Origin of the sequence: Paenibacillus sp. Cedars (assembly GCF_003184205.1) — a bacterium.
Taxonomy (GTDB): domain Bacteria; phylum Bacillota; class Bacilli; order Paenibacillales; family Paenibacillaceae; genus Paenibacillus_AQ; species Paenibacillus_AQ glucanolyticus.
Window position 1 is genome coordinate 1954464 of sequence record NZ_CP020866.1, and the last position, 16112, is coordinate 1970575.

Here is a 16112-nt window from a genome sequence, read left to right on the forward strand (position 1 = left end):
GCTGCAAAGGCATCATTCTTTGCAGCCGTCCCTTATTGGGTAGAGTTAGAGTCGTTTTCGCTTGTATAAACTCACAAAGAGGCAAGAGAGAAGCAGCAGCAAGATGGCCACTCCAGCGTATAGGGCTTCCCTGGTGCTGCCTTGCTCTTGGGAGGCTCCGTTACTCCATTCGCCCGGCCGTCCCATTCCTCGACCACCCTGCATCTGGCCGCCGAACTCGCCACCGCCAAATCCTCCGTTCCCCATCTGACCTTGAGGAAGGTCCGGCAGTTCCCCTTGACCATTCAGCCCCGGCGTTTGAGGCTGGGTTTGCTGGTCGTCAGCAGGGGCTTGATTCTGTACTGGCAGATCTCCGTTAGCTGGGACTTGATTCTGCGTTGGCGTCTGGGACGCAGCGTCCTCTGGATTTTGCACTGGTTCCGTATTTGCCGCAGCAGAAGATAGTGAAACCTGTGGCTGTTCACTAGAGCTGTTATCTTCCGCATTGCTGGGATCAGTGTCACCGTTTCTGTCACTACCTTCGCTTGAAGCGCCATTCGGTGCAGTGTCAGGAGTGCTGCCATCGGCAGCTCCAGGCGCCATCTCACTGGCACCATCGGGTGCCACGTTACCCCCGCCGGGCGCCATGCCGCCAGCGCCGTCAGGCGCCACTTTGCCAGCACCGCCTGGCATCATACCACCAGCCCCGCCCGGTGCCATACCGCCGCGGCCGCCACCACCCATACCACCTCCGCTGCCGCTTCCATCACCAGCGGAGGGGATGGTTCCATCCAATTGCTGCTGGATGTTATCAGACGACGTCTGGACGTAGGACATCAGCGTTGGGAGAGATTGCTCATATTCCTCGTAAGAGTAGAACGGTCTTGGATCCTGTTTTACATGCTCGGATATTAGTTCTTGCAATTGCGCTACCCTGTCATTGAATGTGTCCTGCTGCATGTAACCCTCCAGCATTTCCGTGAGAATGGCATGATAGCGTTCCTTATATTCATCAACCTCAAGCAGCTTGGCAATCAGTGGCCGTTCTGCTAAGGCACCCTGGGTTGGCTCGTCAATGAGAAGGTTGGAGCTGCCAAGTCCGCCAAAGGCCATGTTGTAATCCCAGGGAAGGACGGAGAATATGCCATTGTTCTCATATAAGTAATAGTTCTGTTTGTTGGAACCGAGATAACTGTCCATATTGGAGGCGACCACGTTCAAGGCAACGTACTTGAGCACATTATCCACATCAAGCACCTTCTCATAATCGGTGCCGTTATTGAGTTCATCCAGCATATCGATCAATATATCGTCATTGGATGATTTGGATTTCATGACAAGTCCCGTATAGGAATCCGGATCCTTGCCAAGCCATGTGAGATCACTTCCTACACCTGTCATCTCAGCCTTATACAATGCTCCGTATGAATTGTCGAACTGACGCTTCAGATAAGAATCGCCAATCTGTTCGATAGCAAGGTAGAAGCCCCATAATTCATCGTTAACGTATACGTTTACGTATGAGAATCCGGGTGTCGGCAATCCGACGGATGCCGCCAGCTCGTAAGTAAGGAATTCGCGCATATACGAGGCGTCGCTGTAGTTGTTATTCAGATTGATTTTGCTGATTCCATTCAAGGTCTGATTGATATATTCATCAAAAGAGATCTTGAAGCTGTAGCGGTCGGAGTCGGAATTGACTACACTTCGCAGGCTTAAATTGCCTTTCGTACGAAGACCCACATGATCATACTGCATGCCGTTGTAATTCACGGAGGCTTCTTTATATTCCTCTGCATTGGCATTGTCCAGCATATCATGAAAATCGGCTTCGTCGATGGTGATTTTCACATCAACAACTTTATCCTTCGGAAATACCGTGGAATCGATCTGATCCTGCAAGACTTCGTTGTCTGTGCTGCTGTCAACCTCCGAGCTGGCGACCGGGGAGGTTGTCCATTGGCACCCTGAGAGCAGGAGGACTATGGCCAGCACAAGGGACAGCCATACTGCCGTTTTTTTGTTCATCATCTCTGACCACCGCCTGACTTAGGATACATAGTCGCCACTGTAACTGATCAGGACTGCATTGTGAACGCCGGGAAGCTGAGACAGCTTGTTAACGAATTGGCCTTCCGCATCACGGAGTCTTACTTCCAGCGTCAGTTCAATGCTTCCTGGCGTCACTGTTTTTTGCTTCAGATTATAGCGCTTCACGGCTTGATCAATTTGACCTTTAACGGCTTGCTCGCTCTGCTCGTTATCGCAATGAACAACCAGCAGATAAGGCGTATCCACCGTTGCTTTTTTAATGAAGAAGAACAGGATGAGGCCAACAACAACGGACCCGATCGCTGCCAGTGTATAGAATCCGGCTCCGGTTACGATCCCGGCTACAGCAGCCCAGAACAGAAATATCAGATCGGTAGGGTCCTTGATGGGCGTACGGAAGCGGACGATAGAGAGTGCGCCGACCATACCGAGCGAGAGCACGAGATTCGAGTTGATGGCAATAATGACAACAGCGGTGATCATGGTCATCCCGATCAGTGAAACGTTGAAACTTTTGGAGTACAGCACGCCGCTGAACACCCGTTTATAGAGTAAATAAATGAATAGCCCGATAACAAAAGCGACGGCAAGCGTAATCAAAATTTTGGAGATGCTGATATCGGATACGAAGTTTTCCATGACGGAATTTTTGATAATATCCGAGAAATTGGTGGTTTCCGTATTAGTCGGTGTAGCGTTCATGAATTATTGATCCTCCCAAGTGTTATATTTGAGAAATTTGCGGCACATGACATATTTGGATGCCGACTGTCGGTTGAGGCCATCGAGCTGCAGCGCGATTTTGATGTAATCCGGCATGTACTCGTCATATTTGACTTCAAGGATGATCAGATTCTCATCGATCGCCCGAATGGGCAGCAGATGCTGGTTGAACAGATCTGTGGAGTGCAGGCCGGTTCGGAGCTCCTTGTCAAACGTAATGCGAACATTCCCGTTATGGCATACGTACGGTTCGCGGACGTAATCGACAATGACCTTGGGACGCAGCAATTTGTGTTTCATTTCATGGTACAGCTCCATCATCAGGGGTTTGTCCGGCTGATAGAGGCATTCATACTGACCTGCCATAATCTGATTGACCATCTCTCTTGTGAGCGGCTCCTTCAGCTTGGCGATGTAATCCCGGAATTTGATTTTCTTCTCAAAATGGATGGTATCGTCGGCAACGTTATAAATACGAATGCGGTATTTCACGCGATCGCGGACACCTGCCAGCTTCTCGTACAAAGCTTTGTTGTTGATATCATCAAAGTACAAGCTTCGGATGTGATATTCCCCGCTCGGACCGGCATGCTGATCGTAGGCCACCAGATTTCTTAATCGCTCCCGGATGATATGATATTGATGGATATTCACAAAAAACTTCAGCTCATTTCGGTATTTCAATGGGGTTGTCATGGGTTCCACCTCGTTTCTCTCTGTCATGGTGTAGCTTGCTTACGAAATCTATCCTAGCAACCGTTCCTGATTTCTTTCTTAAACGCGGCTGAATGTAAACTGAATGTTTTCGCAATGTAAAAAAAAGACCGCCGGAATCCTGGCCAAGAAGGCGGATAAGGGGCGATCTTTTGTACCACACCTGCCAGCGACTGTGGTAGGATGAAACTACATTTGGGAAGAGAATAGGACGATGTAGTATGCTCTATTATGTGGCAGCGCTATGGAGCGCGGCAGCCGTGCTTCTGCTCAATCAGCCTCGGAGCGAGGTGAACCGCTGGGCGGCTTTTTTCCTGTTGAGTGCAGGGAGCGGAGGATTGACGGATCTGCTTGCGCCTTCCGGTTTTATACCGATCCGGTATGAACCGGTGATTCAATTGTTGAATCATACTTTAACTCCATATGGAGTGCTGATATTTTGCATGGTATATACTCGGAGACCGCAGCAGCCCAAGAGGATGCGCTATCTCAAAATAGGCTTGCTTCTGCCTGTGTTCATCATGCTGGTTCAGGTTCTGCTTCATCCCGAACATCATATTCATTATGGATTGTTATTCGTGTGGACAGGACCCTACTATGTGACGGGATGCGTCTTGCTCGTTCGCGCGCTGTCATATGAGATGAATCCGCAGAAACGAAAGAGCATGTGGATCACCACCATGATTATGGTGCCTACGCTGCTCGGTGTAATGCTGCTGATCAATGTCGGCAATTTAATCTCGCCCGGCTATGATTCGTTTCAATATGTATCGCTGTTTATTCTGTATTCGTTAGCCGTGGCCGTTATCTGTACTTTTGTATATGGCGTTCTGGGCGTTCGTCTGAAGTTTGAGCGCGATCCGCTGGATCGCACGATGCAGGCCGTGAGCACGGGAACATCGATGCTGAACCATACCATCAAGAATGAGATTGGCAAGATTGCGATCAGCACGGAAAATGTGAAGCTAATGCTGACGCAGGACAGCGGTGCCGTCATGGAGCAGCTGGAAGTCATCACACATTCTTCAGAACATCTGGTTGCCATGGTGGGTCGAATCCAGCAGCAAATGAAGGATTTCAGACTGGTTGAACAGCCTGCCCGTACGGATCAGCTCATTGCAGAGGTTCAGCTTCGTGAATATGAGTTGTTAAGTAGATATGGCATCGAGCTGGATGTCCAGAACCTGCAGCGGCCTTGGCTGCTGGCAGATGCTGTTCATTTGAAGGAAGCGATCAGCAACCTGATTCGAAATAGCGTTGAGGCGATGCCGGAAGGCGGACGGATTACGATAACGGTAACAGCAGACCGCAAGGGAGCGGCTATCTCCGTCAAGGATAACGGCAGCGGCATTCCGCGGGAGCTGCAAGGACGCATATTTGAACCTTTTTATAGCACGAAGGGTCATGAGAAGCGTAACTTCGGGCTTGGCTTGTCCTATGTCTATAATGTGATGAAGAAAAGCGGGGGCTCCGTAGGACTGGAGAGCCGTGAGTCGGAGGGAACAGAGATAACGCTGTACTACCCCCGCAGCAAAATCATTCGTCTAACCGGGAGGGATGAGGCTTGAATCGAATACAGATCTTTCTGGTTGAGGATGACCCGGATTGGATTAAGGCAATGACGGTCTTTCTGAATGCGCAGGAGGATATGATGGTAGTCGGTGCAGCCGATTCGCCCGAGCAAGCCATTGCAATGGCAGCCATCCTGTCCTTTGATATCGTTCTGATGGATATTCAACTGACCGCGGGTCGTCTTGACGGCATCTATACCGCCGCAGAAATTCATGAGCTCAAGCCGCAAGCCAAGGTCATCATGCTGACCTCGCTTGCTGACGAGTTTGTTATTACAAAATCATATACGGCCGGGGCCGTTAATTACTTAGAGAAGACCAGGTTCAAGGAGCTTCCGGCTGCTATCCGCAGCGCAGTGCTCCACCCGGGAACGATGGAAGTGCTGCTGAAGGAATTTGCCCGTCTGAAGCGCGAAGAACAGCTGCGGGGCTTAACCCCTGCGGAGCGGGAAGTGTTTGAGCTACTGGACGAAGGATACAGCCATTCCCAGATGGAGAAGAAGCTGTTCAAAACCGAGAGCACACTTAAGAATCAGATTAATAAAATTCTGAAGAAACTTGGCGTGAAGAGCAGCAGGGAAGCCGTGGAGAAGGTTCGCCGCAAAGGAATCGTGAGGCAAAAGGACAAATCATAGCGAAGCTGGTTTGGTTAGAGCGCTTGTATACAGAGAAGTAAGAGGGAGGGGTACTACGAAATGTAGTACCTCTCTTTTGCATGTTCTACGAAAGTGAGGTCTGACGGTCAGCGGGAGACGACAGTAGAATGACTGTATACACCAAAGGCTGCCCGGTCCAGCAACAGCATGGATTCGATAAAGGCGGTTGAATCCACGAACCAGGAGATGAAAGTGCATGAAGAGAAAACCGATTTATGTGGAAATCGATATGAAGACGGATATGGATAAACTGTGGTCGTTCACACAGACACCAGAGCTTCACCAGCAGTGGGACTTGCGATTTTCGGAGATTCATTATTTGCCTAAAGTTGATGCAGAGACTCAGCGTTTTCTATATAAGACCCGAATTGGATTTGGTCTGGAGGTCACGGGGGCAGGTGCCACGAAAACGGTGGTGCATCCGAAGTCGGGGCATCGGATCTCGGTGCTGCGATTCGGTTCCGATCAGCGTAATTCCCTGATACGGGAGGGGAGCGGCTATTGGAAGTATGCGGACGGTGGACAGGGCATCTTGAAGTTCTCGACCCGGTATGATTACAAGACACGGTTCGGCATGCTGGGAGCCTGGTTTGATCGCTTGTTGTTTCGGCCATTGTTCGGCGTTGCAACGGCTTGGAGCTTTGATGTTCTGCGGTTATGGGCAGAGAAGGACATTCCGCCGTCGGTTTCGATCCGGAATGCCTTGGTCCACGCCTTAAGCGTGTTCATGCTGGTCATTCTATGGTGCTACGAGGGGGTGGTGCCGAAGCTGCTGTTTCCGGAAGCCGGAGAGCTTGATTTGTTGAGACAGTCCGGCTGGGCCGAGGGGGTGGAGGGCATGGTTCTGGTCTTGCTTGGCATCGCGGAGATCGGCGTTGGATTATTAACCTTGCTCTTTCACAAGAGTCGGTGGTGGTACAGGCTGGTCATGTTATTGCTCGTTATTTTAATGCTGGGAGCATTAATCACGGAGCCACAGTTGATGAAAGCTCCCTTTAATCCGTTGACTCTAAGCGGTTCAATGATAGCTTTATGCTTCACGGCTTCCCTGTCGGCTGTCGATTTGCCAAGCGCATATCGCTGTGTGAGAATACCGGCCTCCACAGATGGACCCAGTCTAAGGAGTGAACGCATATGACCTCGATCTATGAGCAAGCCCTCGGAGCACAATTTCAGAAGCTTCATCCCAAAATCCGGGAACGTTTCGGGTTTAACAGCAAGGATAACATCGCTTCGATTGGAGAAGGCATCATGGAAGAGATCTGGCATGCTCCTTGGGCAGTGCTGCCACTATATATCGGAACGATGCGGCATATCATGTTCCCGAATCGGGGGATGGGGATTCCGTTTCGAATTGAGAACTATGCTTATCAGGATGAATGGGGGAGAGAAACGGTGACGTGGTGCCGAAGCTTCGATTTTCCAGGCATCCGCAGACGGTTTGATGCTACGATGATTTACAGTTCACAGCGCAGCCGCGTGGTGGATTATCTGGGCAATCAGCAGCATCTGGCAGTGGATCTGGCGATTAGCGCAAGCGCTAACGGCGGAATCCGCATTCAATCGAGTGAGCAGAGGTTTTATGAAGGGATCCTGCGGTTTCGATTCCCCCGGTGCTTGACCGGAACGGCCGACGTGTGCGAATGGTATGAAGAACGGGACGAGTGTTACCGAATATCCGTTCAGGTAAACAATCCGATATTGGGGCCTGTCTTCCGGTATAAGGGAAGTTTTCAGGCCCGGACGATTTCGCTGAACGGGCAGCCTGTTCCGTCTCATGTTAAACCCCTCCGCACGGAGGTTAGAGAGTAGTGGGCGTGCCGGAAGGTAGATTGTTATCTTTTTGTTCGCGGAACATGCGGTAGTACAAAAAGGAAGATACAACATATAAGGTTCCGGTGATGCAGAATGTGATTGCATATCCCCAGTAGTTACCGTATGTGGTGACTAGTGTGGACTGTACCGGTCCCATGGTTGCCCACCCGAGCATAAAGGCGGTTTGCGTGACGGAATTGGCGATTCCTCTTCGATGATCCGGCACACGGTCAATCAGAATAGAGGACTGGATCGGATTAGCCGCATTCATGAGCGCTTGCCGGAACAGGAATCCAACGGATGCAATGATCAATACGTTGGTAAAGCCGGTTAACAACAGGAACGGCAAGGACAGAACCTGAAACAGCACCACGGCTCTCACCGCACCCACGCGATTCACGAGTGTCGGACCGATCAGCATGGAAACGATAGTCATGACTTGCCCAAGCGAAATAAGGATCCCGACAGCCGATAACGACACCGAGAAGCGATTGGTAAAATACAGATTCAAGTAAGGCACAACGAGTCCGGAGCCCAGTCCAATTAACAGCTGGGCAAGCGCGAACTGTCCGATGATCTTGAAATCCCCCAAACCGGAGGTGTTAACGGCAACTCCGGACTGAGCGGGTTGATGATCAGGGAGGGGTGTATCCGTTGATTGTGCATCCTCGGCATTCTTATCTGTTGTAAACAAGAGCGGGATAAACGCGGCAAAGGTTGCCAGACCGCCTATGAACAGCGCTGTTTTCAAACTGCCGACCTTGTTTATCCCAAATACCTGCAAGGCATCCGCCAGGAATCCGCCGCCCATACTCCCGAGCACTTGAGAAGCCAGAACCAGCGAGGCGTGGATGCTGAAGATGCGCATGCGAGCGGATTTCGCTGTATTTTCCGCCAAAAAGGGGATGGCCAGCACCTGAAAGAAGGATGCAAACAGGCCTGTATATATCGCGAGCCCAAGCAAGCTGAACTCGCTCTCCAGAAACGAGCGGGCGATAAGCCCTGCCCCGCTTAACAGTGCACCAAGGACAAGAATGCGTTTCCGGCTGCCGCGGTCTCCGATCAGACCGATCGGGATGAACATTAATGCTGTGGCAAGGGACTGAATACTGACCACTGTTCCATTCATGGAATCATTATACCCAAGGCTTTGTATGTATAAATTGTAGAGCACACTGAACATGCCGGTACCGATCTGATACAGCACGTTAGCTAGAAAAAACAGCTTAATATTGCGCGGCCAAGATCGCATTTCTTTTGCCGACTGGTGTATTAACCCCATGATGATACCCCCTAAATTTTACAGCAGCAACCTCTCTATTCTAGCAGGTTCGAATCATGGGAGGAAGATTTATTATAGAGGGATTCCCTTTCTTATGAAGGGAGGATCCCTGCTGTTCATCCCCCCGTTTGGGATCGGATTTAGGAAATGGATGAATTATTTATCGTTTATCTATTTACATAAAATTACAACTAAGCTATTATATATATGCTTGTTATAAAAAAAGGGAAGAGGTGTTGTGTTACAGATGAAATTTAAAAAAATCGCATGCAGTATCCTGCTCGTGTTTCTGGTCAGCTCTTTTTCCACCGTTTTTGCGAGTGAAGAAACAGATTCCCCGACGTCATCTCCGGCTTCGATTTCTTTGGTTTCGGTTTCCGAATTGGCGTCAGTACCTGGGCAATGGGATTATATTGGTTCCTCTACGTTCACTTCCTCGAGCGCCATTGCTTACTCCACGGGTGGAGATTTTGCGTTTTGCCTATACTCCGGTCCAACGGCAGTGTACGAATTATGGGAGGATGATCCGGGGAACAATAATAATGATTATGTAGGAAAAGCTGAATTATCTAAAAATCAATGCGGAATTGTTCGAGGAATCGGCAGCTTTGTAGACGGGGATAACAAAAGAGCGGAATTTTACGTGAAGAAGACAGGTGCCGGTGGATCGGCAAGGATTGATTTCTGGGATTGATTTTGATAAAAGCATGGTTAGCCTGGTTTTAGTATGATCTAGCCATCATCCGTCGTATTTTCTGCAGTTTATCCTACTTATAAAAGACAGGTCACATTCTGGTATTCCTATACCAGGATGTGACCTGTTTGTTTATGCTGATTGGATGAATGGTTAATTAGGTTGGCATTGACAAATAATAGACAAAACAATAATATGTCTATATAAATAATTTTAGGAAAGTGGTGTCCCTATTGGATCTCAGTGAACGTTTCTGGAATGCTTCCATAGATGAACTCAAGGAAGGATATGTGGAGGAAGGACCGGTATGGGTATGTCTCTTGTGCGGCAAGACGTTGGAAAAAGGGATCATCTACCCGGATCATGACGTGTTGTACGAAGCCAGGCGTTACATGACTGTTCATATTCAGCGCGAGCATGGGTCGGTGTTTCAATATCTGTCGGGCCTCGATAAGAAACTGACAGGACTGACGGAGCATCAGAACCGACTGCTGCAGCTGTTCTATGAAGGAATGAATGATAAAGAAGTTCAGCAGGCGCTGGGCATAGGCAGTGCATCGACCATACGAAATCATCGGTTTGCCTTGAAGGAGAAGGAACGGCAGTCCAAGGTTCTGCTGACATTAATGGAACTGCTGAAGGAGAAGGATCGTCATGCGCCTTCCATGGTGGAAATACCCAAGCAAGCCAAGATGGTGGATGAGCGTTACAACGTGACGGAAGAGGAGCGTCAATCCATTCTGGCCAAGGTGTTTCCCGAAGGGACCGAGGCTCCGCTGAAGACGTTTAAGCTCAAAGAGAAGCAGAAGTACGTTGTATTGCGGGAAATAGCTGCCCGTTTCAAACCCGGGGTCATGTACTCCGAAAATGAAATCAACGATATGATCGGACGGGACAATCCGGATTACGTGACGATCCGCCGATATCTGATTGAATACGGTTTTTTGGATCGCAGGGATGATGGAAGCCAGTATTGGTTAACGACCTAGACGGCAGTATAGAAGGAGGATGTAACGACAATGAGCCGCAGACAGGAATTAAATCAAATCTACAAGGAAATCAAGATTGAAGCAGGTGTATATCAGATTCGAAATACAAAGAACGGCAAAATATGGGTTGCCGGAACGAATAATCTGAAGACCATCAACGGCAAGCGTTTTGAGCTGCAGATGGGAACGAGTTACAATAAGCAGCTTCAGCAGGAATGGAAAGAGTATGGGGATGACGCTTTTGTCTTTGAGATTCTGGAGACGATTGAACCGAAGCAGGACCCGTTCTATGATCTGAAGGATGCGGTCAGCAAACGGGAGGCCTATTGGATCGAAAGACTGGAACCTTTTGGCGAAAAGGGATATAACGTGGTAAAAAAATAAGGCTTTTCTGTGGCAGTTTTCTGAGTGGGAAAGATATCATATGCCTTCCATTTGCATATCGTAGCAAGGGTGGGATATGATTAATTCAGCGGCTTAAATCGCTTCCTTTCCTACTTTTTACTACATGAAAGCGAGACGTGAACACTATAATGAGATCCATAGCATGGGTGACCGACAGCACGAGCACAATCGATCCTGCATTCGCCAAAGACAATCATATTTATATTGTACCTTTGAGGTTGATTCTTGGACAGGATGCATACCGTGAAGGTATAGACATTTCGGCTGAAGCCTTTTATGAGAAGATGAAGGATGAACCGAAAGTCAGCAGCTCGCAACCTCCTATCGGAGAATTCATAGAATTATATGAAGCTCTGAAAGTAAAGTACGATGATATTATTGCAATTCACTGTTCATCCGAGCTCAGCGGAACGTTGAATTCATCGATGCAGGCGGCAGAGATTGCTGAGGTCCCCGTGATTGGCATTGATTCTCAAGCGGGAGCGTATCCGGTACGTGAAATGATTATATCCGGGATTCACTGGCATCGTCAGGGTGATACCGTGCAAGTCATAAAAGAGAAAATCCAGTCCATGGTGCAGAACATGTCCTTCTACCTCATTCCCGCAAGCTTGCATCGGCTTCATAGCAGTGGTCGGGTGTCCGGGACACAACTGCTTCTGAGCAATCTGCTCCGCATTCATCTGCTGCTGCGTTTTGATGAGGGCAAAGTCATTGTGGAAGAGAAGATTCGGACCTTCAAGAAAGCCAAGCAGAGAATGCTGGACCTCATGAAATTGGATATCGAGAAAATTAAGAAGGTGTGTATCATGCACGCAAACAACGTTACGGAGGCTGAAGAGATCCAAAAGGAAATCAGCGGGGCGCATCCTGCCCTGAAGACCGAAATCATGACCTTTATTCCTGTTGCGGGTATCCACGCAGGTGAAGGCACGATTGCGATGGCGTGGATTAAACATCACCCCGCCTATTCATAGTTACGCTAAAGATCCTGCCTGCAGATTTCGGTCTGCAGGCTTTTGTATCCGATTCTAATCGATGGTTGATGGTTGTATATGTATTAGGGAATCATAACACCGGAAAGGAATGAGGAGCAATGAAGGTGATCATCACGCAAGCTGAGGCCATGCAAAAGAATATATGGGATGAAATTATGCTGATGTTCGGGCGAACGGATGAGGATGAAGTGTGGGAGTCGGAGCAATTTATATTAACGGAAGAGCAAGCCCGCAAGCTGGGACTGCTCCGATAGGCAGTCGACGGGCCGCAGCCGATGCGGCTCTTTTCTTCTTCATGAGGCTAAACGCCTGTCTGTGATTCAGGCTAAGAGGAAATCATGTTAAGATGGAAGGACTCTGCTTATCGGAGCACGAATATAGTTAGTGAGCATAAGGAAGGTGAAGATGTTGAAGCGTATCACAAAATGGATGTATTTCGGGATGCTGATGGTCATCTTGATGGTAGCTCTGGCAGGTTGTCAAGGCGGATCAGAGACGGGAGGCCCTGCGAACAACGGGCAAGGAGCTTCACCATCGGAGCAGGGACAGGAATCTCAGAACCTGCCACCGGATGAAGGGGATCCGTCATCTTCGCCAGAAGAAGACGAGGGAGGGAAGCCCCCCGCGAACGCTCCTCAGAATGCGGTAGACAAGCTGATGTCTCCGATGACAGTGAAGGAGAAGATAGGCCAGCTGGTTCTTGTCGGGATCGAGGGGACCACCCCGGACGATACTTCACGTAAATTGCTGAAGGAATATCATGTGGGCGGGTTTATTTTTTTCAAGGATAATATCGAGAGCACCGAGCAGTCGGTACAGCTGTTGAATGATTTGAAAAAAGCGAATGCAGCCAATCCAGTGCCATTATGGCTCAGCATAGATGAAGAGGGCGGACGGGTTACCCGTTTCCCGGATGAATACGTGAAGCTGCCGTCGAGCGGCGAAGTGGGAAGCCGTCAAGATCTGGAATTAACTAAGAATGTGGGCGGTCTTATCGCGCGGAAGGTATCGGGACTTGGACTTAATATGGTATTTGCTCCGGTACTGGATATTGACAGCAATCCGAACAATCCGGTGATCGGCGATCGCTCTTTTGGAACAACAGCTGAGGAAGTTAGCTCGCAAGGGATAGCTTCCATGAAGGGTATTCAGGAGAAGGAAGTTGTGCCCGTTGTGAAGCATTTCCCTGGACACGGTGATACATCGGTTGATTCTCATCTCGGTTTGCCTGTCGTTGAGCATAATCTGAAACGTCTGCATGAGCTGGAGCTGGTTCCGTTTCAACAAGCGATTGATGATGGAGCTGATGTTGTGATGGTTGCCCATCTGCTGATGAAGAGCATTGATCCTGATACGCCGTCCTCTTACTCCAAGCCGGTCATAACCGATTTGCTGAGAGAAGAGATGGGGTTTGATGGCGTGGTCATAACGGACGATATGACGATGGGGGCCGTTTCCGGTAATACGGACGTAGGAGAGGCTTCCGTACAGTCCATTCTTGCGGGAAGCAACATCGTTCTGATCGGTCATGAGTATGCGCAGGAGGAAGCCGTCATCCAAGCACTGACCGAAGCGGTTGACAGCGGTGTGATATCTGAGGAACTGCTGAACGACCGGGTAAGGACAACGCTCGAATTGAAGGATAAGTATCGGTTAAGTGACGAGCCGGTCAAGGTTCCGGATGTAAAACAGCTGAATGCAGATACGAAAGCAGTAATAGATCAGATGAAGTAAACGTAGCATATGTAAAGAATAAGGAGTTACCCTTCTTAAGGGACGGAACACCCTTGGCAGCCATCATCTGCTGCAGGAAATAAACAAACCCGATCTCGTAATGAGATCGGGTGATCTGGACTAGAATATATTAGAAGTTGATATAGTGTAAGAAATATGCTAGAATGAAGGATAAATAACTATTGGCTTAATGTCATAATGATCTAATGCTAGATTAGCATGAAAATATGGGATTGTCAACAGGGGGGCATAAAATGGAGAACCGTCAGAATGCGGATTTTGCATTGGAACGTGAGGTTACGGATACAGAGAAAACGGCAAATTCTCCGGCAGAGGATTTTTCGGTTCACGACGATCTCTCACTTCCGCCAGGCATCAAGATTAGTGATCCGGTTCGCATGTACCTGAAAGAAATCGGTCGTGTTCCCCTCCTCTCAGCCGATGAAGAAGTGGAGCTGTCCAAACGAATAGAGGAGGGAGATGAAGAAGCAAAGCGCCGTCTGGCCGAAGCGAATCTTCGTCTCGTTGTAAGTATAGCAAGACGCTATGCTGGTCGGGGAATGCAGTTCCTTGATCTGATTCAAGAAGGTAATATGGGCCTGATCAAAGCCGTGGAGAAGTTTGACTATTCGAAGGGCTTTAAGTTCAGCACGTATGCCACTTGGTGGATACGTCAGGCGATTACCCGCTCCATCGCTGACCAAGCGAGAACCATCCGGATCCCTGTTCACATGGTTGAGACCATCAATAAGCTTGTTCGTGTGTCCAGGCAGCTCCTTCAGGAGCTTGGCCGTGAGCCAACACCGGAAGAAATCGGGAAAGAGATGGATATCACACCGGAAAAGGTACGCGAGATCCAGAAGGTATCACAAGAACCTGTATCGCTGGAAACGCCGGTCGGCGAGGAAAGCGACTCCAACCTGGGTGATTTCATTGAAGATCAGGATGCCTTGGCACCGGCAGATGCCGCAGCGTTTGAACTGCTGAAGGAGCAGCTGGAGGAAGTGCTGGATACCCTCACAGAACGTGAAGAGAATGTGCTTCGGCTGCGCTTTGGACTTGAGGATGGACGGACTCGCACGCTGGAGGAAGTCGGTCAGGTCTTCGGTGTTACGCGTGAACGCATTCGGCAGATCGAAGCGAAGGCGCTGCGCAAGCTTCGTCATCCAAGCCGCAGCAAACGGCTTAAGGATTTCCTTGAATAAATCCTAGGAATTGTAAAAGCTTATAATGAATCCCTTGGTTATGGTCTATAGGCTGTAATCAAGGGATTTTTTGCTATTTATTCCATGTGTCCCTTCAGATTGACACCACCCGAGCAGTTGCATCATAATGATGTAACATCCCCACATTTAGTAAGGATTATGGTGTTGAATGTGAACGAATAGGGAGTGACATGTCTACGATGACTTTACATACATCTGCAATTGACCGATTGTGCAAACGCAATGTGGAGCTGTCTGCTTTTTCAACGTACGGGATCGGCGGCTCAGCCCATTATTTAGCTATGCCTGAAACCGCCAATGACCTGGCGGAACTGCTGCAGGAATGCAACAAACGAGGGATGCCATGGTACATTTTCGGGATGGGCTCGAATATTCTGTTTCCAGATGAACCGAAGCACGACCTGGTGTTTATATCGCTTAAAAACCTGGTGGATCTGAGGGTATCCGAAGGAAAATGGCACGTTTCATCCGGAACGCCGATGTCTTTGCTCTCTCTGATGGGATTGTTGGGCGGGACGGACCTTCTCGACTTTACCTTTTTGCTGCCAGGCTGCGTCGGGGCCGGCATCTATATGAATGCCAAATATAACGCACGCCAAATCTGTGATATTCTGGATACCGTTTATTATATCGATACAACGGATCCAAGCTTGAGCGTACAGTCCATTCCCGTATCGGAATGTTTGTTTGCCTACAAACAATCCATATTCCAGCAGCGTCCCTGGATTGTTGTAGGGGCCGATCTTAACATTCCGGTCAGCTCGGAAGAGCAGATCAACACGACTTCCGTGCTGCTCACGGATTGGAAGACTCGCGGGAGTCACCCATCCTCATTGCCATCTTTCTTCTCGTTCTTCCTGGGCGAGGTTCATGCGCTGGCAGGCAAGGGGATTCAGACGCCGCAGTCGATGCTCGACATCATCAAGTACCGGACGAGTAAACGCCATTTCGACTACCCATCCTGCGGTTCTGTGTTTAAGAATAATTATGATTACGGGGTTGCGGTAGGCTCGCTCGTAGACCAGCTGAACTTGAAGGGGACGGAGTATGGCGGTGCCATCATCTCTCCGCACCACGGAAACATGATTCTGAACCAGAAGCATGCCAAAGCTACGGACATTCTGTATTTGATGAATCTGATATCAGAGTCTATCAACAATCAATTTGGATTCGTTCCGGAACCGGAGATTGTGCTGGTATAAACCCGGCGCAAAAATAATCTCTGTAAAGGAATTGGAATAAGTAGAATTTAACGCTATAATCAGATAGGTGAT

Annotated in this window: 15 protein-coding genes and 1 pseudogene; 12 read left to right on the forward strand and 4 right to left on the reverse strand. The window is 49.0% G+C overall.

The annotated features are described in order from the left end of the window. Positions 1-45 precede the first annotated feature (45 nt). The 3 genes from B9D94_RS10800 to B9D94_RS10810 are packed head-to-tail and all read right to left on the reverse strand — an operon-like array spanning position 46 to position 3450. Positions 46-2010, reverse strand: coding sequence for a CotH kinase family protein (locus tag B9D94_RS10800; RefSeq protein ID WP_148246984.1), 1965 nt, complete (start codon positions 2008-2010; stop codon positions 46-48). 18 nt (positions 2011-2028) lie between these two features. After that, on the reverse strand, positions 2029-2733 hold the full coding sequence (locus B9D94_RS10805) for a DUF4956 domain-containing protein (RefSeq protein ID WP_006211122.1): 705 nt from the start codon (positions 2731-2733) through the stop codon (positions 2029-2031). 3 nt (positions 2734-2736) lie between these two features. Next, complete coding sequence (locus tag B9D94_RS10810) at positions 2737-3450, reverse strand: polyphosphate polymerase domain-containing protein (protein WP_063479950.1); 714 nt, start codon at positions 3448-3450, stop codon at positions 2737-2739. 239 nt (positions 3451-3689) lie between these two features. Between B9D94_RS10810 and B9D94_RS10815 the strand changes: the two genes are divergently transcribed. The 4 genes from B9D94_RS10815 to B9D94_RS10830 all read left to right on the forward strand — a co-directional run bounded on the left by B9D94_RS10815 (position 3690) and on the right by B9D94_RS10830 (position 7507). Continuing rightward, positions 3690-5036 carry a sensor histidine kinase gene (locus B9D94_RS10815; protein ID WP_148246985.1) on the forward strand — a complete coding sequence of 449 codons (1347 nt, stop codon included), beginning with the start codon at positions 3690-3692 and terminating at the stop codon, positions 5034-5036. Further along, positions 5033-5674 (forward strand): response regulator transcription factor, encoded by a 642-nt coding sequence (locus B9D94_RS10820; protein WP_148246986.1) that lies wholly within the window; start codon positions 5033-5035, stop codon positions 5672-5674. Before B9D94_RS10815 ends, B9D94_RS10820 begins: the two co-directional genes overlap by 4 nt. A 217-nt stretch (positions 5675-5891) precedes the next feature. Next, the gene (locus B9D94_RS10825) at positions 5892-6833 is read left to right on the forward strand and encodes a DoxX-like family protein (protein WP_148246987.1); all 942 of its coding nucleotides are present in this window, start codon (positions 5892-5894) and stop codon (positions 6831-6833) included. Further along, positions 6830-7507, forward strand: coding sequence for a DUF4166 domain-containing protein (locus B9D94_RS10830; RefSeq protein WP_148246988.1), 678 nt, complete (start codon positions 6830-6832; stop codon positions 7505-7507). The genes B9D94_RS10825 and B9D94_RS10830 overlap by 4 nt, the downstream gene beginning before the upstream one ends. Here B9D94_RS10830 and B9D94_RS10835 read toward each other — a convergent pair. Then, positions 7497-8792, reverse strand: coding sequence for an MFS transporter (locus B9D94_RS10835; RefSeq protein ID WP_148246989.1), 1296 nt, complete (start codon positions 8790-8792; stop codon positions 7497-7499). The genes B9D94_RS10830 and B9D94_RS10835 overlap by 11 nt on opposite strands. Positions 8793-9039: 247 nt before the next feature. On the opposite strand from B9D94_RS10835, the gene B9D94_RS10840 reads away from it, so the two are divergent. From B9D94_RS10840 to B9D94_RS10870, 8 genes and pseudogenes are all read left to right on the forward strand, one after another. After that, entirely contained in the window at positions 9040-9486 is a 447-nt protein-coding gene (locus tag B9D94_RS10840) for a hypothetical protein (RefSeq protein ID WP_148246990.1), read from the forward strand. Between the two features lie 233 nt (positions 9487-9719). Continuing rightward, positions 9720-10475, forward strand: coding sequence for a DUF2087 domain-containing protein (locus B9D94_RS10845; RefSeq protein WP_006211112.1), 756 nt, complete (start codon positions 9720-9722; stop codon positions 10473-10475). 30 nt (positions 10476-10505) lie between these two features. Continuing rightward, complete coding sequence (locus tag B9D94_RS10850) at positions 10506-10859, forward strand: GIY-YIG nuclease family protein (RefSeq protein ID WP_036642299.1); 354 nt, start codon at positions 10506-10508, stop codon at positions 10857-10859. A gap of 149 nt (positions 10860-11008) precedes the next feature. Then, entirely contained in the window at positions 11009-11857 is an 849-nt protein-coding gene (locus B9D94_RS10855) for a DegV family protein (protein ID WP_076150491.1), read from the forward strand. A 125-nt stretch (positions 11858-11982) separates the two neighbouring features. Continuing rightward, entirely contained in the window at positions 11983-12132 is a 150-nt protein-coding gene (locus B9D94_RS30950; RefSeq protein WP_162158346.1) for a hypothetical protein, read from the forward strand. 151 nt (positions 12133-12283) lie between these two features. Then, entirely contained in the window at positions 12284-13612 is a 1329-nt protein-coding gene (gene nagZ / locus B9D94_RS10860) for a beta-N-acetylhexosaminidase (protein ID WP_148246991.1), read from the forward strand. A gap of 332 nt (positions 13613-13944) precedes the next feature. Beyond that, positions 13945-14817: pseudogene (gene rpoD, locus B9D94_RS10865) on the forward strand (RNA polymerase sigma factor RpoD); the annotation flags it as partial. A 200-nt stretch (positions 14818-15017) separates the two neighbouring features. Continuing rightward, a complete protein-coding gene (locus B9D94_RS10870) occupies positions 15018-16040 on the forward strand; it encodes a UDP-N-acetylmuramate dehydrogenase (protein ID WP_006211106.1) in 1023 nt (340 codons plus the stop codon). Positions 16041-16112: the final 72 nt, after the last annotated feature.

Coding starts and splice junctions, on each gene's coding strand:
- B9D94_RS10800 (WP_148246984.1), bottom strand. CDS start 2,010: ATGATGAACAAAAAAACGGCAGTATGGCTGTCCCTTGTGCTGGCCATA.
- B9D94_RS10805 (WP_006211122.1), bottom strand. CDS start 2,733: ATGAACGCTACACCGACTAATACGGAAACCACCAATTTCTCGGATATT.
- B9D94_RS10810 (WP_063479950.1), bottom strand. CDS start 3,450: ATGACAACCCCATTGAAATACCGAAATGAGCTGAAGTTTTTTGTGAAT.
- B9D94_RS10815 (WP_148246985.1), top strand. CDS start 3,690: ATGCTCTATTATGTGGCAGCGCTATGGAGCGCGGCAGCCGTGCTTCTG.
- B9D94_RS10825 (WP_148246987.1), top strand. CDS start 5,892: ATGAAGAGAAAACCGATTTATGTGGAAATCGATATGAAGACGGATATG.
- B9D94_RS10830 (WP_148246988.1), top strand. CDS start 6,830: ATGACCTCGATCTATGAGCAAGCCCTCGGAGCACAATTTCAGAAGCTT.
- B9D94_RS10835 (WP_148246989.1), bottom strand. CDS start 8,792: ATGGGGTTAATACACCAGTCGGCAAAAGAAATGCGATCTTGGCCGCGC.
- B9D94_RS10840 (WP_148246990.1), top strand. CDS start 9,040: ATGAAATTTAAAAAAATCGCATGCAGTATCCTGCTCGTGTTTCTGGTC.
- B9D94_RS10850 (WP_036642299.1), top strand. CDS start 10,506: ATGAGCCGCAGACAGGAATTAAATCAAATCTACAAGGAAATCAAGATT.
- B9D94_RS10855 (WP_076150491.1), top strand. CDS start 11,009: ATGAGATCCATAGCATGGGTGACCGACAGCACGAGCACAATCGATCCT.
- nagZ (WP_148246991.1), top strand. CDS start 12,284: ATGTTGAAGCGTATCACAAAATGGATGTATTTCGGGATGCTGATGGTC.
- B9D94_RS10870 (WP_006211106.1), top strand. CDS start 15,018: ATGACTTTACATACATCTGCAATTGACCGATTGTGCAAACGCAATGTG.